Below are 21,414 nucleotides of genomic sequence, written 5' to 3' on the forward strand. Positions count from 1 at the left end.
CGCCTCCGTTTTTGCGTATTCGTCGCCCGCAGGGTGACGGTGGCGACTCGAATTTCGCTCTAGAACGGCTGGCCGCGAGCCTCTCCATCGGCGCTCGACCAAGGGTCGAGGCCGCCCTGTCAACGTCTGGCCGAACCTCGGAAACGTCGTCAGACGCCGCTAAGGAGAACGCACATGATCGGTCGCAGGGTGCTGCCCGAGGAGCAGCGAGAGTGGAACGAGCGCTGGGGCGTGCCGTACGGTCACCTCACCCAGGAGCTGTCGATCCGCCAGCGGCTGGAGGACCCCGACCCGGCGCGGTTCGGCCCGTTCGCCTACCAGCGCAACAACCACACCAGGCTGTTCGAGTACCCGTGGGCCTACTTCACCGCCGAGACCAAGCCGGGCATGCGCGTCCTGGACGTCGGCGGCGGCCTGGGCGGGCTGCAGTTCGTCCTGTCGTCGGAGGGATGCGAGGTCGTCAACGTCGACCCCGAGGCCCGCGAGGTGGAGAGCTGGGCCGACAAGCGCGGCTGGACCGGGTTCCCGTCGGTCGGGGTGCCGCTGACCGAGCAGAACCACAAGCGGCTCAACGAGGCGTTCGGCACCTCCTCCCGCCTGGTGACCCAGCGCATCCAGGAGGCCGACCTGCCCGCCGGCTCCTTCGACCGGGCCTTCTGCCTGTCGGTGATCGAGCACGTGGGGCAGCAGGAGGCCCGCGAGATGCTCCAGGCCATCCACACCCTGCTCGCGCCCGGCGGCCTGTGCCTGCTCACCATCGACCTGTTCCTCGACGTCAAGCCGTTCGGAGTCCTGGACAAGAACGTCTGGGGCACCAACGTGGACGTCTACGAGCTGGTCTCCGACCTCGGCTTCGAAGTCGTCGCCGGCGACCCGCGCGAGCTGCTGGGCTTCCCCGAGTTCGACCTCGACCGGGTCGTCGGGCTCCTTCCCGAACTGCTCATGGGCTACTTCTCCGCGCTGTCCCAGGCGGTCGCCCTCAGAAAGCCCGCCTGACCCCGAAGGGCGCACGCCGATGCGGATTCTGTTCTCCACCTGGGCCACCCGATCGCACTTCTACCCTCTCGTCCCCCTGGCCTGGGCGCTGCGGGCCGCGGGCCACGAGATACGGGTGGCCGCCCAGCCCGACGCCGGGGAGATGGTGACGAGATCCGGCCTGCCCTTCGTGGCGGCCGGGCCCGCACTCGACCTCGGAGCGATCATCGAGAGGATCCGGGTGCGGCCCGGCGCCGAGGCGAGCCGGGAGGAACGCGAACAGGCGCGTTCCGCCACGGCCGTGAAGATGTTCATGGCCGGATCGGCCGCGATGGCGGACGACCTGATCGACTTCGCCTCCGGCTGGCGTCCCGACCTGGTGGTGTACGAACCCCGCGGCTACGCGGCCATGAAGGCCGCGCAGGTCGTGGGAGTGCCCGCGATCAGGGCGCTGTCCGGCGGCACCGACTACACCTACGTCCGCGAGGAGGTCGAACGGCCGATCCTGGCGCCGCTGTGGGAGATGCTGGGCCTGCAGGACCCGCACGGCGCGCTGACCGTGGACCCCTGTCCGCCCTCGCTGCAGGTGCCCGCGACGATCGGCCGCCAGTTCATGCGCTACGTGCCCTACAACGGTGGGGGCACCGTACCCGGATGGCTGGCCGAACCCCCGGCGCGCCCCCGCGTCCTGGTGACCTTCGGCGTCACCTTCGCCAAGCACGCCGGCAACCTCGATCCGGTACGGCTGGCGACGGAGGCGGTGAGCGGTCTGGACGTGGAGGTCGTCGTCGCGGCCTTCCCCGAACAGCGTAAGCTCCTGGGGAACCTGCCGCAGAGCGTGCGGCTGGTGGAGTCGATGCCCCTGCACCTGCTGCTGCCCACCGTCACCGCGGTGGTCCACCAGGGCGGCGCGGGGACCATGCTGACCTCGGCGGCGTGCGGCGTGCCCCAGATGGTGCTGCCGTCCATCGCCGACGAGCCGCTCAACGCCCTGAGGCTGACCGAACTCGGCGCCGGCCGCCACGTCCATCTGGCCGACGCCGACCAGGACGTGATCCGCGCGGAGGTGGCGGCCCTGCTGGAGAGCCGCTCCCACCGCGAGGCCGCGCGCGAGCTCAAGGAGGAGATCGAACGGCAGGCCAGTCCCGCCGAGATCGTGGACGTGCTCGAGAAGCTGGCGCTGTGAGCCTCATCCGGCCAGCAGTCGCAGCGGCAGCTCCCTCGGTCCGCGGATCGTGAGGTTGTCCTTGTAACGCACGACGTCGGTCGCGAGCTCCATCCCGGCGACCCTGCTGGTCAGCGCCTCGAACGACAGCCGGCTCTCCAGCCGTGCCAGGCCCGCGCCGAGGCAGAAGTGGGGCCCGCCGTCGAAGGCGATGTGCCGGTTGGGGGAGCGGCCGACGTCCAGCCGGTCGGGGTCGCCGAACACCTCCGGGTCACGGTTGGCGGCCCCGCGGACCAGGACGACCTGGTCGCCCCGCGCGATCTCCTGCCCGCCGAGCTCGACGTCGGTGAGCGCGGTCCGGCGAGTGAGCTGGGTGGGCGGGTCGAACCGCAGGAACTCCTCGACGGTCGACTCCACGAGGCCGGGGTCGTCCTTGAGCCGCTTCAGCTCACCCGGGTTGCGCAGCAGTGCCAGGACGCCGTTGGTGAGCAGGTCCGTGGTGGTCTCGTGACCCGCCACGTAGATCATCGTGCAGGTCGCCAGCAGCTCGCCCTCGCTCAGGGCCGTCCCGTTGTCGCGCGCGGCGATGAGCTCGGTCAGCAGGTCGTCGGCCCCCTTCTTGCGCCTTTCGGCCACCAGCCCGCGGAAGTAGACGTCGAAGGAGGCCAGCGCCTCGTTGCGCTCGCTCTTCTCCTGCGGGCTCTGCTGGTAGTCGGGGTCGACGCCGCGGGCGATCGTCCGCGACCACCCCCTGACCAGTTCGCGGTCGGCCACCGGCACACCGAGCAGCTCGCTGATCACCGTCGCGGGCAGGGGATGGGCGAAGGCCTCCACCAGGTCGACCTCGCCCCGCTCCACCGCCTCGTCCAGCATCGACTCGACCAGGCGCTGGATCCACGGGCCGAGCCGCTGGACCCGGCGCGGGGTGAAGGCCCGGTTCACCAGCGAGCGCTGCCGGGTGTGCTCGGGCGGGTCGAGCAGGATGAACGGCATGGCCTGGCTGGGCGCAGGACGCCGCCAGCTGCTGTTGTCCAGCAGCCGCTGCCGGGTGCCGTGGCCGAACCGGTCGTCTCGCAGTACGGCGACGCAGTCGCGGTAGCGGGTGAGGATCCACGCCCCCCGCGGCGAGCGGTACACCGGTGCCTCCTCCCGCAGGCGCCGATAGTACGGGTAGGGATCGGCCCGGTGCTCGCGGTCGAAGGGATCGAAGTCGATCTCGGTCATGGCCACTCTCCTTCTCAGGGGGCACGCCAGCGTGGCACTCCGCTCTCGAAAGCGGCTTTAGCGGAGATCCAGGGCCCGCGACGGCGGGCCGACGGGTATTCCAGCGACCTTCGAGCGCCGGCCGCCAGCATTGCCGCAGGACGACGACCTGCGCTCTCCGAGGAGGCATGACACATGCGGGACTCCCAGACCGTATTCGAGCGGCCGGGGTTTCGGTTGCGCCTCGGGGCGCCCACCGACCCGTTCGTCCATCTGGACCTGGAGTCGTTCACCCAGCCCCTGCTGGTGGGCGTCGGCGTGGACGGCCCGGGGGAGCTGGACCGGGAGATCGACCTCATCGACAGGACCGTCTCCGACCGGGGCGCCTACCAGCGGATCACCTGGACCGCCAAGAGCACGCGGTGGAACAAGCTCTACCACCTCGACGTCCACCACGACCGCCTGGAGTTCCACGCCGAGCTCGCCGGCCGCGGCCCCGTCTCGGCCATCCGGTTCTTCGAGAACATCGAGGACGCGGGCTTCCGCGAGCACTTCGCGCTCACCAAGCACTTCAACGACAAGCGGCAGACGCCGGCGCGCGCGTACTCGCGACCCACCCCGGCGGCCTTCCGGCGGGTCTTCAGCCCCGAGCCGAACACCTACGGCAAGCAGGAGTTCCACCCCTTCGAGTACGCCCAGGTGAGCGTGAACGCCGACCTGGACTACCAGGGAGGAAACCTGGTCGCCAACCCGGGCGTCCTGTGCTTCGCGGTGGCCGCGCGGCCCGAGCGCGAGTGGCTGACCTTCGGGCTGCGGGTGCCGCCGGGAGAGTACCTGTTCGCCGACTACGAGTACGTCGGGGGCGCGGGCTTCGGACTCCACCTGCCGTGCCGCGGACAGCGCGACGTGGAGGGGCGCGCCGAGACCCCGCACGTGGTGATGATGCCGGGCCGCGACGCCGGCCACGCCGTCCGCTCCTACGTCGAAGCGGTGTACGGCGCCGCGCCGGGTCGCGAGCAGCCGTCCTGGTGGAGCCGCCCGATCGTCTCGGGCTGGGGACACCAGTCCTACCAGGGCGACCTGTTCCGTGTCCGCAGCCCGCGGGAGCGCGGGCCGGACAACGCCGTCTACACGTTGTGCTCCCAGGCGAACTACCGCGACATCGTCGACCGCCTGGACCGGCAGGACCTTCCGTGGGGGACGCTCGTCATCGACGCCCGCTGGTTCCTCGCGGGCGGGCTGAAGGACCTCGACGTCGGCCGCTGGCCCGACCTGCGAGGTTTCGTCGACCACCTGCACAGCCGGGGCAAGCGCGTCCTGCTGTGGTGGGGGCCGTGGACGGCCGAGGGGGTGCCGGACGACGAGTGCGTGCTGCATCCGCGCTCGGGCGCGCCGTCACCTTCCCACAAGCGCGGCAAGTGGAGCGACGCCCCGTCCGGGACGAAGCTGGCCGTCGACGTCACCCTGCCGCAGGTGCGCGAACGCATCCGGCGACAGCTCCACCGGGTGCTCGGGTCGGGACCGGGCTGCTTCGACATCGACGGCCTGAAGATCGATCATGTGTCGGCCACGCCCTCGGTCGACGGAATGGTCTTCCCCGAGGGATCCGGCCGGCTGTTCGGCATCGAGGCGGCCAAGGAGATGCACCGCCTCATCCACCATGCCGCCAAGGAGATCAAGCCGGACGCGCTCATCATGGGCCAGTCGCCCAACCCCTACTTCGCCGACGTCCTCGACATGGTCCGTCTCGGGGACATCTACACCCGGGACCGGGAGTCGGTGGTGGACGAGATGGCCTTCCGAGCCCGGATGGCCCGGATCGCCGACCCCGGCTGGCTGATCGACACCGACGGCTGGCCGCTGCCCTCCAGGGACGCCCTGCGCGAGTACGTCCGGGCCCAGCCGGCCCTCGGCGTGCCGAGCCTTTACTACGCCACCCACCTCGACACCACGGGGGAGGCAATCACCGATGCCGAGTTCGCCCTCATCAGATCCACATGGGCGAACCTGTGACCGAATCCGAAGAAAGGGACTGGAAATGAGCACACCGCCTCAGGACACCTCGCTGCTCGTAGAACTGTGGCAGCGCGCCGCGCAACTCATCGACACCGGGTCCGGCCAGGTCCGGCGGATCAAGCTCACCGCCGGGGACGCCAGCGTCGAAGTGGAATGGCCCGAAGCCGCGCCGGCTCACCCGGCCGCGCCCGCCCCCGCCGGGGTCGCTGCCGGGGTCGCCGTGGAAGTCGCGACCCCCGAAGCCGCCGAGACCGACGAGTACCGGCTGCGCGCCCCGCTCGTCGGCACCTTCTACCGGGCTCCCGCTCCCGGTGCCAAACCCTTCGTCGAGGTCGGCGACACGGTCGTGAAGGGCCAGCGCGTCGCCATCCTCGAGGCGATGAAGCTGATGAACGGCCTGGAAGCCGACCGCGACGGGCTGGTCACCGCCATCCTGGTCGAGGACGGCGCCCGCGTGGAGTACGACCAGCCGTTGATCACCATCTGTCCGCCGGACCAGTGATCGGCTCCTGCGGCTCCTGCCTGGGGTCGGCCGGGTGAGGGGCGCTCCAATACAGGCCGCCGAAGCAGGCCAGGGCCGACGTCAGCATGGCGGGAACGTCCCGCATCGTCGGCCAGTCAATGATCTTCAACGGCATGGACTTTTCTCCGTGTCTCCTGTGAGCGAGTGGAAAATGCCAATGGGCTTCAGATTCGATACATGTAGAATGGCTATATGAAGCTCGATACACTCCGCGGGCAACTGGACGCGCTGGTTCTGGCTGTGCTCGAGCAGGGTCCGCTGCACGGATACGCCATCATCACCACCCTCAAGGCACGCAGTGGCGGCAGCCTCGACCTCCCCACCGGAACCATTTATCCGGCGCTCCGCAGACTGGAGAGAGCTGAATACGTCAGCAGTGACTGGAGCACGGTCGCCGGCCGCAAGCGGCGAACCTACGAGCTGACCCCCGCCGGCCGCCGGGCCCTCGCCAGCGAGCGCGACACCTGGAAGACCTTCAGTGGCATCGTGGGCGGGGTTCTCGGCTCAGGCTGAGACGGCTCCGGCGAGATCGGGCCGCAGCGGTTCCCACCATGCCCGGTTCTCCCGATACCAGCGCACGGTCTCGGCGAGTCCCTCGTCGAACGGGATCCGATCCTCGTGTCCCAGCTCCGTCCGGGCCTTGCGGCTGTCCAGCGAGTATCTCCGGTCATGCCCCTTGCGATCGGCCACTCGCCGGACCCGTTCCCAACCGGCCCCGCACAGATCGAGCAACCGCTCGGTGAGCGCGACGTTGGTCAGCTCCACGCCCTCGCCGACGTGGTAGACCTCGCCGACCCGTCCCTTGCTCAGCACCAGGCTCAGGCCCCGGCAGTGGTCGTCGACGTGCACCCACTGACGCGAGACCAGGCCGTCGCCGTACAGCGGCACTCCCGTCCCGGACAGCAGGTTCGTGACGAACAGCGGAATGATCTTTTCCGGGAACTGGTAGGGCCCGTAGTTGTTCGAGCACCGCGTGATGCACACGGGCAGCCCGTGGGTGCGGTGGTAGGCCAGCACCACGAGGTCACTGGCCGCCTTCGAGGCCGAATACTGCGAGCTCGGACTCAGCGGAGCGTCCTCGGCCCACGTTCCCTGGTCGATGGAGCCGTAGACCTCGTCGGTCGACACATGTAGGATCCGCTCGATCCCCCGGTGCAGGCAGCAGTCCATCAGGGTCTGCGTGCCCAGCACGTTGGTCCGGACGAAGACCTCCGGATCGGTGATCGAGCGATCCACGTGTGACTCCGCCGCGAAATGAACGACCGCGTCATGGCCGGGAAGCAGGTCCATGAGCAGTCCGCGGTCGCAGATGTCTCCGCGCACGAAGGTCAGGCGCGGATCGTCCATGGGCAGTGTCGATCGGCTGCCCGCGTATGTCAGCTTGTCGAGCACGGTCACGTCCGCGCCCTCGTAGCCGGGATAGCGTCCTTCGAGCAGGCAGCGAACGTAATGGCTGCCGATGAAGCCGGCCCCGCCGGTGACGAGAATTCTCATGGGGTCAACATCGGCCCCTCGCCTCGTGTAAGGATCGAAGAGCGGTGGAAGAGGGCGGAACCGTGCCCTCCACCATTCCTCTAGCCCGCTCCTTCATCCTCGGTGCATGGGCGTCTACCTGTTCGTTCACTACCGCGGCTCGGCGGAGGCAATCCGGGACGGCTATGCCCGTACCGCCGACCAGTTGACCGCCACCCCCGGCCTGCTCGGCACCGAACTCCTGTGTGATCCCGCCGACCGGCACACCTGGACCCTCCTCATGCGATGGACGGACATCGATTCCTTCCATTCGTGGGAACACCGCCTCCGCGCCCAGGGCCACCCCTCTCACCTGCGCTCCTATCAGGACCGGGCACGCCCCGGCGGTCATTACGAGGTCTTCGCGACCTGAGGGGCGGGCGGCCGAGCGCCCCCGCGGAATATCGTGATAAACATTTCGCGGTTTCGTTCGAATTCGCCGGGAATTTTATGGACGGAATCATCCCGGCGAAGCCTGCCGCGCCGTGGCGATCCAACGGAAATTCGCCGGACAATCGACCTGATCCGCCGGGTGGACGCGACGGGGCGTGCCGGAAAACCTCTCTTCGATTTCTCGCCGTGGCCGGGGAGTGATGACCGGATGGCCTATTTCCTGTCTTCCATGGAAAGAGCACCGGAGTTTTCCGCGGACAACGTGGAATCGAGGTTTCGCGCGGCGCAGGTAACGGCCGGTGACCTCGCGATGCCGGTACGGCGCGCCGTGAGCCCGGGCACGCGCGGAGGCGGCGGCTCGTCACCACGCGGCCGCGCCGACCCCCGCGTGAGCCCGGGCGCGCGTAGCCGGCCCCGGCGCCCGCTCTCCACCGGGCGCGCCGACGGGCGGCCGCGGCTTTTCGCCGTGACGGTGTGCGGAGAATCCCGTATTGAGATCCGATCAATTTTCATGAATACCGGCCGGAGCTTGTCGTTCCCCACTCGGTTCGATTGAATGATCGGACCAATCGGCCCGGGAGAGTCATGATCGACGCGCATCATCATGTTTGGGACCTGTCCGTGCGGGACCAGGACTGGATCGCCGGACCGGCGCTGGCCCCGCTGCGCAGGAATTTCGGCGTCGAGGATCTGCCGGCGGCCCCGGCGGGCGTCACGGCCACCGTGCTCGTGCAGACGATCACGGTGCCGGAGGAGACGCCCGAATTCCTGGCCCTGGCCGAGGCGCACGATCTGATCGCCGCGGTGGTCGGCTGGACCGACCTGACCACGCCCTCGGTGGCCGACGACCTCGCCGCGCTGCGGGGCGCGCCCGGAGGCTGGTACCTGCGCGGCATCCGGCACCAGGTCCAGGGCGAGGCCGATCCGCGCTGGCTCTGCCGGGACGACGTGCGGCGCGGCCTGGCGGCCGTCGAGCGGGCGGGGCTGGTCTACGAACTACTGACCCTTCCCCACCAGCTTCCCGCCGCCATCGAGACCGTGACCGCGCTGCCCGGCCTCGGCTTCGTGATCGACCACTGCGCCAAGCCGCCGGTCGCCTCGGGCGAGCTGGAGCCGTGGGCCACGCTGATCCGCGAGCTGGCCGCCCGCCCGAACGTCACCTGCAAGCTGTCCGGCCTGGTCACCGAGGCCGACTGGGACACCTGGACGGCCGAGGATCTGCGGCCCTACGCCGACGTGGTGCTGGAGGCCTTCGGGCCCCGGCGGGTCATGTTCGGCTCCGACTGGCCGGTCTGCCTGCTCGCCGCGCCGTACGGGACCGTGCTGGAGAGCGCCCGCACGCTCACCGCTCACCTGTCGGAGTCCGAGCGCGACGAGGTGTTCGGCGGGGTGGCCACCCGCGTCTACGGCATCGCCTGACCTCCGGGCCGGCGGGCCCGCCGGCCGCGTGATACGCCTCGGCGGTCTCCCGCACCGACTCGGGGCTGGTGTCGAGGGTGTGCGCCACGGCCGCCGCGCCGGGCGGCCCGGCGGCCGAAGCTCGGGAGCCGCGGCGGGCGAGCCGGCGGCCGAAGCTCGGGAGCCGCGGCGGGCGAGCCGGCGGCCGAGGTTCAGGAGTCGCCGATCTGGTGGCGGACCGCCGCCAGGGCGGTGTCGAGGTCGACGCCGAGCTCGCGGACCGCCGTCGCGAATGTGCGGGCGGCCTCGGCCAGGCGCTCGTCCCGCTCCGGCACCGCCAGTGCGGGCACGCCCCGCACCACCGTGCCCTGGCCGACCCTGCCCCGGATGTAGCCGGCGGCCTCCAGCTCCCGATAGGCCCTGGCGACCGTGCCCGAGGCCAGGCCCAGATCCTTGGCGAGCTGGCGGATGCTGGGCAGCCGTCCGCCTACCGGCAGCACACCGCTGCGGATGTGCGCGGCGATCTGCGACCTCAGCTGCTCGTACGGCGGGATCGCCCCGTCGGGATCGACCTCGACGATCAAGGATTCACCCCCGGCCGTACCCGCCGGGAGCGAGCCTTGACGCCGAACCACGAGTAGATCGCCCCCAGCAGGAGCAGCAGCGAAGCCAGGCCGTAGAACCAGCTCACCGGCGCGGAGTCGGCCACCTCGAAGGTGCGCGGGATGAACACGCCGGAGGGGGCCAGGCACATCATCGCCAGGGCCGCACCCCCGATGCTCTGCAGCGAGCTCGTCCTGATCGCGCTGTCGGCGGCGTCGAGGTCGGGGGCGACGACCGGCAGGGGGCGGCGGACGATGAGCCGGCGCGACAACCCCAGCACGGCCGTCATGCCGATGACGAACGCGAGGTACAGCAGGGTCGTCCAGGGTCAGGCGCCCGCCTCACGCCGCCATAGGAGCTCGCCGAGTCCCTGGAGGACCAGGACGGCGAGCACGAGGACGGGGCCCCACTGCACTCCCCACGACATGTAGTCCTTCGAGTGCCGCTTGACGAGCAGGGCGCGGCGCGGTCCCGGTGCCCGCCGTACGGAACTGTGCAGTTCCGCGGCGAAGGCGCCGGCCAGATAGCCGATCGCGCCGCCGAAGAGGGCTCCCGTGGGAGGGGCGATCGCGGCACCCGCCAGCCAGCCGAGTGCGCCGCCCGTCGAGCGCCATCGGACGGAGCGGGTCAGGTAGCGGATGAGAACCGGCCCGTTGGCAGTGGTCACCGTGACGCCGTGAAGGGCGGCGAAGGCGGTCAGCCGTCTGCGGCTGATCGGCAGGAAGCCGAGGGTCAGCGCGGTGGCGGGCACGGCCAGCAGGCCGGCCAAGGGACTGTTCGCGGCGGACGCCTCCTCGGTCTCGTCCGGCGGCACGCTGCCGGTGCGTTCGCTCGAACCGCATCTGTCCGCCGGAGCCGACGGAGGCCCTGCCGAGTCCCTGGTCCTGCCCGGCTGGGATGTGATGCTGCAGCCGGGCGAGAAGCGAGCCCTCACCCTGAGACTCCAGATCCCGTGCGACCGCCCCGTGCCCGGCTGGCGGCTGGAGATGGTCGCCTACGGCCCCTCTGGCGGGCAGGAGGTGCACGTGCCCTGGCGGGACGGGATGGCGGGCTGGCGCGAAGCGGTCGTGAAGGCCGCCTGCGCAGGATGAGGGCGTGTCCCCCTGGCGCCGGGCGGTATCGCTCTTGGTCGAATGCCCCGCCTGCCGGGCGGGTGAGGCCGCTTCTGTGCGCGGGCCGTTCTTGCCGGTGGTCTGTCGACCCGATCGAGTAGGGCGACCCTGGGCCTGGCGCGGTCGGTGACCCGGCATGGTCGTGCAGGTGGGAGAGACGGCGAACGATGATCATGATGCGCGTCGCAGTCGGTGACCGAATTTCGATGGCTGTTCGAGTAGAAGCCATCGAAATAACATGTCACATTTGACGTTGCTTAGCTCTGATCAAGGAACGAATTCCTGTTTGCGATTGGGAGGTCTTGTGGAGATGATGCCGATCCCCGGGGCTCGGGACATGTTCTCCCTGGAGCCGGAGGTCATCCAGCTCAACCACGGTTCCTACGGCGCGGTGCCGATCGAGGTGCAGGAGCGGCAAGCGCGGTTGCGGACGGAGATGGAGCGTGCTCCTGACCGGTTCTTCGCCCGGCTGCCGGCCCGGCTGGCACGGGCACGGGAGCGGGTGGCCGCCTTCCTCAACACCTCCGGGGCCGCCTTCGTCGCCAACACGACCGAGGGGATCACCGTCGCGCTGGAGTCCGTGCCGCTCGGTGTGTGGGACGAGATTCTCTACACCGACCATGTGTACGCGGCCGTGGAGCGGGCCCTGCGCAGACGCGCCGGGGAGACCGGGGCGACGCTGGTGAAGGTCAAACTGGGTGACGACCCGGTCGAAGCACTCCTCGGCGGCGTCACGGCGCGCACGCGGCTCGCGGTCTTCGATCACGTCAGCTCGTCCGCCGCTCGGTTGTTGCCGGTCGAGCGGCTGGTCAAGGAACTGGCGACGCGGGATGTCGTCACGCTGGTGGACGGGGCGCACGCGCCCGGCATGCTGACGGTGGACCTTGAGGCGATCGGCGCCGATTTCTGGGTCGGCAATCTGCACAAGTGGGCGTTCGCGCCGCGTCCGACCGCGATCTTGCACGTCGCCCCCCACTGGCGGGAGCGGGTCAGGCCGCTGATCGTCTCCTACGGCGAGGGATTTCCCGAGGCGGTGGAGTGGCAGGGCACTCGTGACTACACCGCCCTGCTGGCCGCGCCGTACGGGCTCGACATGCTGGAGCGGCTCGGGCTCGAGCGGGTGCGGGCGCACAACGTGGCGCTGGCGGCCTACGGGCAGCGAGTCGTGGCGGAAGCCCTGCACGCGGCGGACCTGTGCGCGGACGCCTCGGCCGGAGACGTCCCGGGCGTGGACGGCCGGTGCTCGGCGAGTATGCGCGTGGACGGCCCGTGCTCGGCGAGTATGCGCGTGGACGGCCCGTGCGCAGCGGACGGCCGGCTGGAGCCCGCGCAAGTGGCGGGCTCGTGCTCGCAGGGCAGCCGCGGCTACCCCGGCGTACCGATGCGGATGATACGGCTGGCGTCGGGCCTTGGCGGTACCAAGGCCCAAGCCGATGCCCTGTGCCAGGAGGTCCTCGACCACCTCGGGTGCCAGATCAAGATCGACCCGGGCGGGCTGCTTCGCCTGTCGGCGCAGATCTACAACCGGACCGCCGACTACGACCACCTGGCCGACCGGCTGCCGGCCGTACTCGGACGAATATGAAAGATCAACACAGTTTGGTTACGCAGGCTTGTTTGTGCAATGTCACACATTTAATGTCTACCACGTTTAGATCGTTCAAATTTTAGGAGCGATGTATGACGAGGAACAAAAGCCTGCTCGCGCTGGCCACAACCCTGCTGCTGAGCCTGTCCGCGTGCGGCAGCGGCGATGAGAAGCCGCAGGCCACCACCGGGGACGGGCCCGCCAAGGGCGGTACTCTGACCGTCTTCAACAACGCCGACTTCATCCATCTCGACCCCGCGCGCAACTGGACCATGCGGGACATGGGCTTCGGCACACGCCTGCTTTACCGCACGCTCACGACCTTCAAGGCGGGCGGCTCCGAGGTCGTCCCCGACCTCGCCACCGACCTGGGCAGGCCGTCCGAGGGCGGCACGGTCTGGACCTTCACCCTCAGAGACGGCGTGAAGTACGAGGACGGCACTCCGGTCAAGGCGCAGGACATCAAGTACAACGTCGAGCGTTCCTTCGCCCCCGAACTCACCGGTGGCCCCGACTACGCGCGTAAGTACCTGGTCAGCGACAAGTATGAGGGCCCGCTGGCCGGCAAGCACCTGGACTCCATCGAGACGCCCGATGACAAGACGATCGTCTTCCATCTCAAGCGCCCGGTCGCCGAATTCTCCCAGACCGTGACCCTGCCCTCCTTCGCCCCCGTACCGGAGTCCAAGGAAGCCGGAGTCAAGTACGACGACCGCCCGTTCTCCTCCGGCCCCTACAAGATCGAGAAGTACCAGCGCAAGGTCGGGCTCGTCCTCGTGCGCAACGAGCACTGGGACCCCGCCACGGATCCGGTGCGCAAGGCCTACCCCGACCGGATCGTGGTCAACATGTCCGTCGGCGGCGCGGCCCGTGATACCCGGCTCATCGCCGACCAGGGCTCCGACCGCTCGGCGATCGGCTACACCGACGTCGCCCTGTCCGTGCTGCCCAAGATCTTCACCAACCCGAAGACACAGCAGCGAATGAGCAGCATGGTCGACGGCTGCACCGGCCTGATCTACCTCAACACGTCGAAGCCGCCCTTCGACAATCAGAAGGTCCGTATGGCGGCGCAGTTCGCGGCGGACAAGACCGCGCTGCAGACCGCGGCCGGCGGCCCGCAGATGGCCGAGGTCGTCGGCGCCATCCTGCCGCCGGGCCTCACCGGTGGTGTGCAGCGCGACATCCTGCACATCCCGCCGACCGGCGACGTGGAAAAGGCCAAGGCGCTGCTCGCCGAGGCGGGAGCGCAGGCCCCGGTGAAGATCCGCATGGTCACCAGCAGCGGAGGCAAGCCGCAGGCCGAGGCGCTTCAGGCGGGGCTCAAGCGGGCCGGATTCGACCTGCAGATCGACCTGGTGGACGTCTCCGCGGCGGGCGGTATCAACGGCACTCCCGCGAAGATGCCCGAGCTGCAGTTCGGTGGCTGGTGCCCGGACTACCCCTCCGGCTCCACCTTCCTGCCGATGATCACCGACAGCCGCCTCATCAGTGAGGCCTACCACGGCGGCAACGCCGCGCTGCTCAAGGACCCGGCGATCGACAAGAAGATCAGCGAGATCGAGTCGATGACCGACGCGGACGCCGCCGGCAAGGCCTGGCTGGAGTTGGAGGGGCAGGTCATGGCCACCGGCGCCTACATCCCCGTCACACTGGTGAAGCAGAACAACCTGTACGGCTCGAACGTGGCGGGCGTCAAGGGCAACCCGATCTGGGAGGGCAATCCCGACTTCGCCGAGATCGGGCTCAAGGACCCGAACCTCTCGAAGTGATCACGCGCTCCAAGGGGCCCTGGCGGCTGGCGTTCGGCCGGCTCCGCCGCAACAGATCCGCTATGACCGGGCTCGGCATCGTCTGCTTCTTCGTGCTGGTGGCCCTGGTGGCACCGCTGCTCGTACGGCTCGGCGGCTGGGATCCCGCCCAGCCCGACCCGGCCGCCATCGACCCCAACCTGGCGGGCCTGCCCCGGGAGGCCTTCAGCACCGAGCACTGGTTCGGCGTCGAGCCGGTGAGCGGCCGGGACCTGTTCTCCCGGGTCGTAATGGGCACCCAGGTCTCGATGCTGGTCGCCTTCGCCGGGGCCGCCGTGGTGCTCACGCTCGGCGCGCTGTTCGGCATCATGGCCGGGTTCTTCGGCGGCTGGGTGGACGCGTCGATCAGCCGTCTGATGGACCTGCTCATGTCGTTCCCCGGCCTGATCTTCATGATCGCGATCATGTCGGTAACGCCGCACGTCAATCGGCTGGTCATGATGATCTCGGTGATCGGGCTGTTCAGCTGGCCCGGCATCGCCCGCATCGTGCGGGGGCAGACGCTGTCGATCAGGGCGCGCGAGTTCGTGGAGGCGGCCAGGATCAGCGGTTCCGGCGTCGGCCGGATCCTGCGCCGCGAGATCCTGCCCAACGTGGCCGGGCCGATCATCGCCTACGCGACGCTGCTGGTGCCCGGCATGATCAGTGCGGAGGCGGCGCTTTCCTATCTCGGCATCGGCATCCGCCCGCCCACCCCCTCATGGGGCCAGATCCTCGCCGACGCGGTGACCTATTACGACGTGGCTCCCACCTACTTCGCGATCCCCAGCCTCTGTCTCTTTTTCGTCATCCTCGGGTTCAGCCTGCTCGGTGACGGGCTGCGCGACGCCATCGATCCCAAGGGGGCACGCTCATGACCGAGCATGTCGAGGCCACCGGTCGGCGCAGCACCCAGATCACGAGACCGGCCAAGGAGGTTTCATGATTCTTTACCTGCTGCGCCGGCTGGCGGCCGCGGCGGCCGTGCTGCTGGCAATCTGCCTGACCACCTTCGTCATCTTCACTCTGCTCCCCAGCAACCCCGCCCTCATCGCCTGCGGTAAGAGCTGCACAGCGGAACGGCTGGCCGAGATCAGCAGTCAGATGGGCCTGGACCGGCCGCTCCTGACCCAGGTCACCGACTACGTGACCGGAATCTTCGCCGGCCGTTCCCTGGGCACCGGCCAGTACGCCATCGCCTGCGACTTCCCCTGCCTGGGCTACTCCTGGCAGACCGGGCAACTCGTCTGGGACATTTTGCTGGAGGGCCTGCCGATCACCTTCTCGCTGGCGATCGGCGCGGCCGTGCTCTGGCTCGTCGGCGGGCTCGCTGTGGGCGTGACCTCTGCGCTGCACAAGGACACCGTCACCGATCGGCTGCTGGTCGGCTCGACCGTGGTCACCGCGGCCCTGCCGATCTACTTCGTCGGCCCGATGTTGCTTTTCGTGGTGGTTCGGTGGCTGGGGCTCATGCCGTACCCCGGCTACGTCCCCTTCGGGGAGGATCCCCTGTTGTGGGCGCGGAACCTGCTGCTGGCCTGGGTCGCGCTGGCGATGTTGTCGGCCGCGATGTACGCCAGGCAGAGCCGCTCCTCGATGATCGAGACGATGGCGGAGCCGTACATCCGCACCGCTCGCGCCAAGGGGTTGCGCCGCCGCACGGTCGTGGTCAAACACGGGCTGCGCGCCGCGCTGACGCCGATCGTCACCCTCTTCGGCATGGACCTGGGCGGGCTCATGGGCGGCGCGATCATCACCGAGTCCATCTTCAGCCTGCCTGGGGTCGGCAAGATCACCGCGGACAGCATCACCGGGCAGGACTATCCGGTGATCCTGGGCACCACGTTGCTGGCCGCGTTCTTCATCGTTTTCGCCAATCTCGTTGTGGACCTGCTCTACGGCGTCGTGGATCCGAGGGTGCGCCGTGCTTCTTGAGGTCAATGGGCTGGGCGTCTCCTTCGGCGACCTGCATGCGGTCCGGGATGTCAGCTTCGGCCTCGATCGGGGTCGCACGCTCGGCATCGTCGGCGAGTCCGGTTCGGGCAAGTCCGTGACCAGCCTGGCGCTGCTGGGTCTGCATGTGGACGCGCGGGTGACGGGGTCGGTGCGGTTCGACGGGCGGGAGCTGATCGGCGTGCCGGAGGAGACGCTGCGCCGGCTGCGTGGCCGGCGGATAGCGATGATCTTCCAGGATCCCCTGTCGTCGCTGCACCCCTACTACACCGTGGGCGAGCAGATCGCCGAGGCCTACCGCCTGCACTTCGGCGCCTCGCGACGGATCGCCAAGCGGCGGGCGGTGGAGACGTTGGCCGAGGTCGGCATCCCCGCGCCGCGTGAGCGCGCCGCAGACCATCCACACCAGTTCTCCGGAGGCATGCGGCAGCGCGTGATGATCGCGATGGCGCTGGCCTGCGAGCCCGACCTGCTGGTGGCCGACGAACCCACCACCGCCTTGGACGTGACCGTACAGGCCCAGATCCTTGAGCTGATCATGCGGATTCAGCAGGACAGGGGCCTGGCCGTGATCATGGTCACCCACGACCTCGGCGTGATCGCCAGGGTCGCGGACGAGGTGCTGGTCATGTACGGCGGGCGGGTCATGGAACGGGCCGCCGCGGATCCTCTGTTCGAGGCACCGCGTCACCCCTACACCCACGGCCTGCTCGACTCGCTGCCCCGGCTGGACGATTCGGACGACACGCCGATGCGGACCATTCCCGGCTCCCCGCCCTCACTGCTCGCCCCGCCACCGGGCTGCCCCTTCCACCCCCGGTGCCCGCACCGGATGGCGGCCTGCGAGACCACCCTGCCCGCCTTGGTCGAGTCGTCGCCCGGCCACCTCGCCGCCTGTCACCTGGGGAGTTCCTGATGCTCACGGTCAGCGATCTGCAGATGCGTTTCAAGGCCGTGAGAGCGGTGGACGGCGTCTCGTTCTCGGTACGGCCAGGCGAGACGCTTGGCCTGGTCGGTGAGTCCGGCTGCGGCAAGTCCACCACCGCGCGCGCGATCGTCCGACTGCTGGAGCCCACCGGAGGGTCGATTCTCTTCCAGGGCCGGGACATCGCGCACGCCCGGCAGCGGGAACTGCGGCCGTTGCGACGCGATCTACAGATGATCTTTCAGGACCCGTACTCCTCGCTGAACCCCCGGCAGACCGTGGGCCAGATCATCGCCAATCCGCTCATCGTCCAGGGAATCTCCGGCGTCACAGCCAAGGTGGGCGAGCTGCTGGACATGGTCGGCCTGATTCCCGAGCACGCCGACCGTTACCCGCACGAGTTCTCCGGAGGCCAGGCCCAGCGGATCGGCATCGCCCGAGCCCTGGCCACCCGGCCCAAACTGGTCATCGCCGACGAGCCGGTCTCGGCGCTCGACGTCTCCGTCCAGGCCCAGATCGTCAACCTGCTGGAGGAACTGCAGCGCGAGCTGGGCCTGACCTACATCTTCATCGCGCATGACCTGTCAGTGGTGCGCCGGGTCAGCGACCGGGTCGCGGTGATGTACCTGGGCCGGATCGTCGAGATCGGCGACCGGCACGCGCTCTACGACAGTCCCGCCCATCCCTACACCCGTGCGCTGTTGTCCGCCGTACCGGTGCCGGATCCGAAGGTTGAGCGGAAGCGGGAGCGGATCGTCCTCCAGGGCGACCCGCCCTCCCCGGCCGCGCCACCGCCGGGCTGCTCCTTCCACCCCCGTTGCCCGCAGGCGAAGGAGATCTGCTCGGTGGAACGACCACTGCTCCAGGTCCATCGTGACAGGGAGGTGGCCTGCCACTTCCCGTTGCAGCCGGACGACCCGTCAGCCGGACGTCCCGGGTAGGCCGTCATCCAGGCGTCGCGCCGGGAGTTCTTCCGGCTCGCCGGAAGAAGGCGGCCACGGCGTAGGGGTCGACGGGATCGGTGAGCAGGGCGAGCATCTCGTCCCCGCGCGCCGGGTCCACCTTGAACGGGTGGCCGAACACGCGCGGGCCCTCCCCGTCGCCCAGCAGCCTGGTCAGCATCAGGTCGCCGGGCAGGGCCTGCCGGGCGAGCAGTTCGTCGGTCAGCGTCACCGGCCCCTTCCCGGGCTCTCCCGTCTCGCGCAGCGTGATCTCGTCTCCGGCGACGCCGAGGACCTCCCACAGCCGCAGCGGCGTCCTGCGCCAGGACTCCAGCAGCTCCACCTCGTCATCGCGCAGCCACTCGCCCCGCGCGTCCAGGAACTCGCCGACGACGTCGTTCTCGAACAGCGCCAGGTCGGCCAGCGCGGGCTCGGCCACCCGGATGCTCAGCGCGACCAGGTCGTCGATCAGGCGGCGGCGGGCCGGACGGTGGACGTAGGCGAGCAGCTGCCGGAACAGGTGCGCGGCCCGCACGGGCAACGGGTCGCCCGGAGCGGTACGGCAGGCGGCGTACTCGGCCGCGTCCCGCCCGGCCGGAGCCGTACCCGGGGCGAGGGAGAGCACCTCGTCGATGAGCCCGGCCGCCTCGAACGACCGGCCCTCACCCTCGGCGGATCTGGCGATCAGCAGCAGCGCGGCCGGTTCGGTGCGCGGGAGCGCCTCGATCAGGCCGGGGCCGAGCGGCTCGCGCTCCACCTCGTCGGCGATCCTCGCGAGCACCGCCTCCGACCGGGACAGGTAGGTGATCGCCTTGGACAGGTCGGCGCCCTCGCCGTAGGTGCGCAGCGCGCTGCGCACCAGGGCGAGCCTGATGACGTCCAGCGGGGCCAGGTCGGCCACCGACCCGGTGTCCCACGGCGCGCCCACGATGCCGACCCGGCCGCCCCGCAGCTCCAACGATGCCTCACGCAGCAGCGGGGCCAGCGGCGGGAGCGGGTCGGCGAAAGTCTCCGGGGCCTTCATCAGCAGCTCCAGGACCACGACGTCGATCGAGGCGCCGGGGCTGGGCTCCAACCCCTCGGCGAAGGCGCGCAGGGCGTCCAGCGCCTGCTCGCCGAACTCCCGGACGACCCGGATCGCCCGATCAGCGGGGAAGCCGGTCAGCGTCACGGTGGACAGCTCCAGCGTGCCGTCGCGCAGCCGCAGCGCGACCACGTCCTGCGGCGCCACTCCCGCGAGCCAGCCGTCGGGCCCCTTCAGAGACGGCTCGCCCGCCTGGACCACGGTGCGCACCCGGCCGCCTCCCGCCAGCGGCACCCCGTCGCCGTCGGCCAGCCGTGCCCACAGCCGCAGGTCGTCGACGGCGCTCAGCGCACCGGCCGCCAGTTCCGCCCGGGTGACCAGATGCGTCAGCACCGCGCCCTCGCTCAGCCTGAGAAGCTCGCTCATCTGTCCATTCTTCTGGACATTCGGACACGATGACGCCGCCGCCCCTCCATGACGAGAGCGATGGTCGTCGGCTCGGGGTCACGGTCCGGTCGTCCAGGCTCCGGCGAAGGCCCGCCGGGCCGTCCACCGGGCCGTCCACCGGGCCGTCCACCGGGGGCGGACTCGGTCCTGGCCGCGGTGGTCTCCTCGGTCGGCGTTACGGGGAGGTGCCGAAGCGGGGGTTCTCGGCGAGCCAGGCGGCGTATCGCGGGCTTCGCCGTACGGCGTCGGCGTGGGCGGCCTTCGCGTGCTCGACGATCGACGCCGCGATCTGCGCGGCGGCCCCCTCCGGATGCCAGCCGAGCAGTTGCCGCCAGCGCAGCGGCGCGTCGGCGAGCGGCACCATCGCCACGCCGGGAGCCGGCTGGAGGGTCGCCTGGCACAGCACGGCGGCACGGCCGACCTTGGCCAGGTGCATGCACGTGCCCACGTCGGTCTCGTAGATCGTCTGAGGTGTGAAGCCCGCGCGGGTGCAGGCCGTGGCGAAGCAGTCGCCGAAACAGCTGTCGCCGGGGGTGAGCGCCCAGCGCTCGCCGGCCAGTTCGGCCAGCGCCACCTCCCTGCGGCCGATCAGCGGATGGTCGTCGTCGAGCAGCACGAAGACCGGGTCCACCCCCACGGTCAGCCACACCACCGGCCCCTCCACCGGTGGAGAGCTCTCCCCGCAGGCGCCGATGAGAGCGAAGTCGAGCCGGCCGAGCATGACCATCGTGGTGAGCTCCCTGGCCGACCAAGAGGTGTAGGTGCTCACCGGGGTCGATGGCCACGCCGTGGCGAGCCGGTCCACCAGGCCGCCCAGGACCGGCCCGTTGGTGGCGCCCAGCCGGTAGCTGGGGACGTCGTTCCCGCTGGTGTTGGCGAACCGCACCGCCTCCTCCTGGAGTTCCCGGGCGGCGGGCAGCAGCACCATCGCCCTGGACAGCACCAGTTCCCCCAGCGGCGTGGGCCGCGCGCCGTGGTGGTCGCGTTCGAAAAGGGCTCCCCCGAGCACCCGCTCTATCCGTTTGAGCTGCGCGGTCAGCGCGGGCTGGGCCAATCCCAGATGGGTGGCGGCCTTGGTGACGCTTCCGGCCTCGGCGACCGCGCGCACGATCTTGAGGTGTCGGAGCTCGAGGTCCATACCGGGAAGGTAAAGCCGTGAAGTTATGCCTGCAATGCAAACGAGTCACGAAATCTGACTCAATTTCTCGAAATCATGTCAACAGAAGAGATCGAAAGTGAAGTGAGGAAAGACGGTGACGGGGTAGGCGAGTCTGCATGACGATGGGAATCGACCCGAAGGAACTGATCGAGGACGACCTGCTCCGCGAGTTGCGGCACCTGCACGCGACCCGGACCGACACGCTCCTGCACGGTTCCGGTGACGCGCTCGCCAACCACACCGCCCGCACCGAGGAGCTGGAGCAGGAATACCTGCGCCGCCATCCCGAGCGAGACGTCGATCCCGAACGGTTGCGCGACGGCGCGCGACGGCGTTAGGGGCGTCGGCATGGCTGAGGAACGCCCCGACGTCCAAGCCCTGTCGGGCGTGGACACCGACGTCTATGAGGCGGTGTCCGGACTTACGGTGCAGGGCGGGACGGCCACGGTCGAGGAGGTGGCGCACGCGACCGCTCTGCCGGAGGAGGCGGTACGGCGCAGCCTCGACGGCCTGGTCGAGGCCGGCTGGCTGAGGGTGGCCGGGACCGCCTACGTCCTCGGCCCGCACAGCTGGGGACTGGAGCACTGAGTCCCCGAGCGGGAGAGGCCGTCAGGCACGGGATTTCCGCGGTGCCGAGGGTGACCGTCAGGCACGGGACTTCCGCGGTGCCGAGGGTTACCATCCGAG

The 21,414-nt window shown here is 69.8% G+C and carries 24 protein-coding genes; 16 read left to right on the forward strand and 8 right to left on the reverse strand.

The window, feature by feature from the left end:
* Nucleotides 1–174: 174 nt before the first annotated feature.
* Both ACQPYK_RS13335 and ACQPYK_RS13340 read left to right on the forward strand, forming a co-directional pair.
* The gene (locus ACQPYK_RS13335) at nucleotides 175–996 is read left to right on the forward strand and encodes an SAM-dependent methyltransferase (protein WP_433254729.1); all 822 of its coding nucleotides are present in this window, start codon (nucleotides 175–177) and stop codon (nucleotides 994–996) included.
* Nucleotides 997–1,015: 19 nt separating this feature from the next.
* A complete protein-coding gene (locus tag ACQPYK_RS13340; RefSeq protein WP_433254732.1) occupies nucleotides 1,016–2,161 on the forward strand; it encodes a nucleotide disphospho-sugar-binding domain-containing protein in 1,146 nt (381 codons plus the stop codon).
* A gap of 3 nt (nucleotides 2,162–2,164) precedes the next feature.
* Here the strand turns inward: ACQPYK_RS13340 and ACQPYK_RS13345 are convergent, their stop codons facing one another.
* Entirely contained in the window at nucleotides 2,165–3,364 is a 1,200-nt protein-coding gene (locus ACQPYK_RS13345) for a cytochrome P450 (protein WP_433254734.1), read from the reverse strand.
* Nucleotides 3,365–3,538: 174 nt separating this feature from the next.
* On the opposite strand from ACQPYK_RS13345, the gene ACQPYK_RS13350 reads away from it, so the two are divergent.
* Both ACQPYK_RS13350 and accB read left to right on the forward strand, forming a co-directional pair.
* Complete coding sequence (locus tag ACQPYK_RS13350; protein ID WP_433254737.1) at nucleotides 3,539–5,356, forward strand: TIM-barrel domain-containing protein; 1,818 nt, start codon at nucleotides 3,539–3,541, stop codon at nucleotides 5,354–5,356.
* A 25-nt stretch (nucleotides 5,357–5,381) separates the two neighbouring features.
* Nucleotides 5,382–5,861 (forward strand): acetyl-CoA carboxylase biotin carboxyl carrier protein, encoded by a 480-nt coding sequence (gene accB / locus ACQPYK_RS13355; RefSeq protein ID WP_433254741.1) that lies wholly within the window; start codon nucleotides 5,382–5,384, stop codon nucleotides 5,859–5,861.
* Here the strand turns inward: accB and ACQPYK_RS13360 are convergent.
* Nucleotides 5,836–5,997 (reverse strand): hypothetical protein, encoded by a 162-nt coding sequence (locus ACQPYK_RS13360; protein ID WP_433254744.1) that lies wholly within the window; start codon nucleotides 5,995–5,997, stop codon nucleotides 5,836–5,838. The genes accB and ACQPYK_RS13360 overlap by 26 nt on opposite strands.
* A 77-nt stretch (nucleotides 5,998–6,074) precedes the next feature.
* On the opposite strand from ACQPYK_RS13360, the gene ACQPYK_RS13365 reads away from it, so the two are divergent.
* Nucleotides 6,075–6,395 carry a PadR family transcriptional regulator gene (locus ACQPYK_RS13365; RefSeq protein ID WP_433254746.1) on the forward strand — a complete coding sequence of 107 codons (321 nt, stop codon included), beginning with the start codon at nucleotides 6,075–6,077 and terminating at the stop codon, nucleotides 6,393–6,395.
* Here ACQPYK_RS13365 and rfbB read toward each other — a convergent pair.
* Entirely contained in the window at nucleotides 6,387–7,376 is a 990-nt protein-coding gene (gene rfbB / locus ACQPYK_RS13370) for a dTDP-glucose 4,6-dehydratase (protein WP_433254749.1), read from the reverse strand. The two genes, ACQPYK_RS13365 and rfbB, sit on opposite strands and share 9 nt — an antisense overlap.
* A 106-nt stretch (nucleotides 7,377–7,482) precedes the next feature.
* On the opposite strand from rfbB, the gene ACQPYK_RS13375 reads away from it, so the two are divergent.
* Both ACQPYK_RS13375 and ACQPYK_RS13380 read left to right on the forward strand, forming a co-directional pair.
* On the forward strand, nucleotides 7,483–7,767 hold the full coding sequence (locus ACQPYK_RS13375; protein ID WP_433254751.1) for an antibiotic biosynthesis monooxygenase family protein: 285 nt from the start codon (nucleotides 7,483–7,485) through the stop codon (nucleotides 7,765–7,767).
* A gap of 605 nt (nucleotides 7,768–8,372) precedes the next feature.
* On the forward strand, nucleotides 8,373–9,206 hold the full coding sequence (locus ACQPYK_RS13380) for an amidohydrolase family protein (protein WP_433254753.1): 834 nt from the start codon (nucleotides 8,373–8,375) through the stop codon (nucleotides 9,204–9,206).
* Between the two features lie 191 nt (nucleotides 9,207–9,397).
* Here the strand turns inward: ACQPYK_RS13380 and ACQPYK_RS13385 are convergent, their stop codons facing one another.
* The 3 genes from ACQPYK_RS13385 to ACQPYK_RS13395 are packed head-to-tail and all read right to left on the reverse strand — an operon-like array spanning nucleotide 9,398 to nucleotide 10,539.
* A complete protein-coding gene (locus ACQPYK_RS13385) occupies nucleotides 9,398–9,769 on the reverse strand; it encodes a GntR family transcriptional regulator (RefSeq protein WP_433254755.1) in 372 nt (123 codons plus the stop codon).
* Complete coding sequence (locus ACQPYK_RS13390) at nucleotides 9,766–10,077, reverse strand: hypothetical protein (protein ID WP_433254757.1); 312 nt, start codon at nucleotides 10,075–10,077, stop codon at nucleotides 9,766–9,768. The genes ACQPYK_RS13385 and ACQPYK_RS13390 overlap by 4 nt, the downstream gene beginning before the upstream one ends.
* A 39-nt stretch (nucleotides 10,078–10,116) precedes the next feature.
* On the reverse strand, nucleotides 10,117–10,539 hold the full coding sequence (locus ACQPYK_RS13395) for a hypothetical protein (protein ID WP_433254760.1): 423 nt from the start codon (nucleotides 10,537–10,539) through the stop codon (nucleotides 10,117–10,119).
* Here ACQPYK_RS13395 and ACQPYK_RS13400 point away from each other — a divergent pair.
* The 7 genes from ACQPYK_RS13400 to ACQPYK_RS13430 all read left to right on the forward strand — a co-directional run bounded on the left by ACQPYK_RS13400 (nucleotide 10,529) and on the right by ACQPYK_RS13430 (nucleotide 18,097).
* Nucleotides 10,529–10,879 carry a hypothetical protein gene (locus ACQPYK_RS13400; RefSeq protein ID WP_433254762.1) on the forward strand — a complete coding sequence of 117 codons (351 nt, stop codon included), beginning with the start codon at nucleotides 10,529–10,531 and terminating at the stop codon, nucleotides 10,877–10,879. The two genes, ACQPYK_RS13395 and ACQPYK_RS13400, sit on opposite strands and share 11 nt — an antisense overlap.
* A 331-nt stretch (nucleotides 10,880–11,210) precedes the next feature.
* Nucleotides 11,211–12,485 carry an aminotransferase class V-fold PLP-dependent enzyme gene (locus ACQPYK_RS13405; protein ID WP_433258782.1) on the forward strand — a complete coding sequence of 425 codons (1,275 nt, stop codon included), beginning with the start codon at nucleotides 11,211–11,213 and terminating at the stop codon, nucleotides 12,483–12,485.
* Nucleotides 12,486–12,580: 95 nt separating this feature from the next.
* Entirely contained in the window at nucleotides 12,581–14,260 is a 1,680-nt protein-coding gene (locus ACQPYK_RS13410) for an ABC transporter substrate-binding protein (protein WP_433254764.1), read from the forward strand.
* Nucleotides 14,257–15,156, forward strand: a complete 900-nt coding sequence (locus tag ACQPYK_RS13415; RefSeq protein ID WP_433254767.1) for an ABC transporter permease — start codon at nucleotides 14,257–14,259, stop codon at nucleotides 15,154–15,156. Before ACQPYK_RS13410 ends, ACQPYK_RS13415 begins: the two co-directional genes overlap by 4 nt.
* 64 nt (nucleotides 15,157–15,220) lie before the next feature.
* The gene (locus tag ACQPYK_RS13420) at nucleotides 15,221–16,213 is read left to right on the forward strand and encodes an ABC transporter permease (protein WP_433254770.1); all 993 of its coding nucleotides are present in this window, start codon (nucleotides 15,221–15,223) and stop codon (nucleotides 16,211–16,213) included.
* A complete protein-coding gene (locus tag ACQPYK_RS13425; protein WP_433254773.1) occupies nucleotides 16,203–17,147 on the forward strand; it encodes an ABC transporter ATP-binding protein in 945 nt (314 codons plus the stop codon). The genes ACQPYK_RS13420 and ACQPYK_RS13425 overlap by 11 nt, the downstream gene beginning before the upstream one ends.
* On the forward strand, nucleotides 17,147–18,097 hold the full coding sequence (locus ACQPYK_RS13430; protein ID WP_433254775.1) for an ABC transporter ATP-binding protein: 951 nt from the start codon (nucleotides 17,147–17,149) through the stop codon (nucleotides 18,095–18,097). The genes ACQPYK_RS13425 and ACQPYK_RS13430 overlap by 1 nt, the downstream gene beginning before the upstream one ends.
* A gap of 4 nt (nucleotides 18,098–18,101) precedes the next feature.
* Here the strand turns inward: ACQPYK_RS13430 and ACQPYK_RS13435 are convergent, their stop codons facing one another.
* Together ACQPYK_RS13435 and ACQPYK_RS13440 are read right to left on the reverse strand one after the other, a co-directional pair.
* On the reverse strand, nucleotides 18,102–19,547 hold the full coding sequence (locus ACQPYK_RS13435) for a hypothetical protein (RefSeq protein ID WP_433254778.1): 1,446 nt from the start codon (nucleotides 19,545–19,547) through the stop codon (nucleotides 18,102–18,104).
* A 196-nt stretch (nucleotides 19,548–19,743) separates the two neighbouring features.
* On the reverse strand, nucleotides 19,744–20,706 hold the full coding sequence (locus ACQPYK_RS13440; RefSeq protein WP_433254781.1) for a LysR family transcriptional regulator: 963 nt from the start codon (nucleotides 20,704–20,706) through the stop codon (nucleotides 19,744–19,746).
* Nucleotides 20,707–20,843: 137 nt separating this feature from the next.
* Here ACQPYK_RS13440 and ACQPYK_RS13445 point away from each other — a divergent pair, with 137 nt between their 5' ends.
* Entirely contained in the window at nucleotides 20,844–21,065 is a 222-nt protein-coding gene (locus ACQPYK_RS13445; RefSeq protein ID WP_433254783.1) for a DUF6158 family protein, read from the forward strand.
* A gap of 10 nt (nucleotides 21,066–21,075) precedes the next feature.
* The gene (locus ACQPYK_RS13450; protein ID WP_433254786.1) at nucleotides 21,076–21,315 is read left to right on the forward strand and encodes a hypothetical protein; all 240 of its coding nucleotides are present in this window, start codon (nucleotides 21,076–21,078) and stop codon (nucleotides 21,313–21,315) included.
* The last annotated feature ends 99 nt before the right edge of the window (nucleotides 21,316–21,414 follow it).

The sequence above is a fragment of the Streptosporangium sp. CA-135522 genome (assembly GCF_050949235.1).
Lineage (GTDB): Bacteria > Actinomycetota > Actinomycetes > Streptosporangiales > Streptosporangiaceae > Streptosporangium.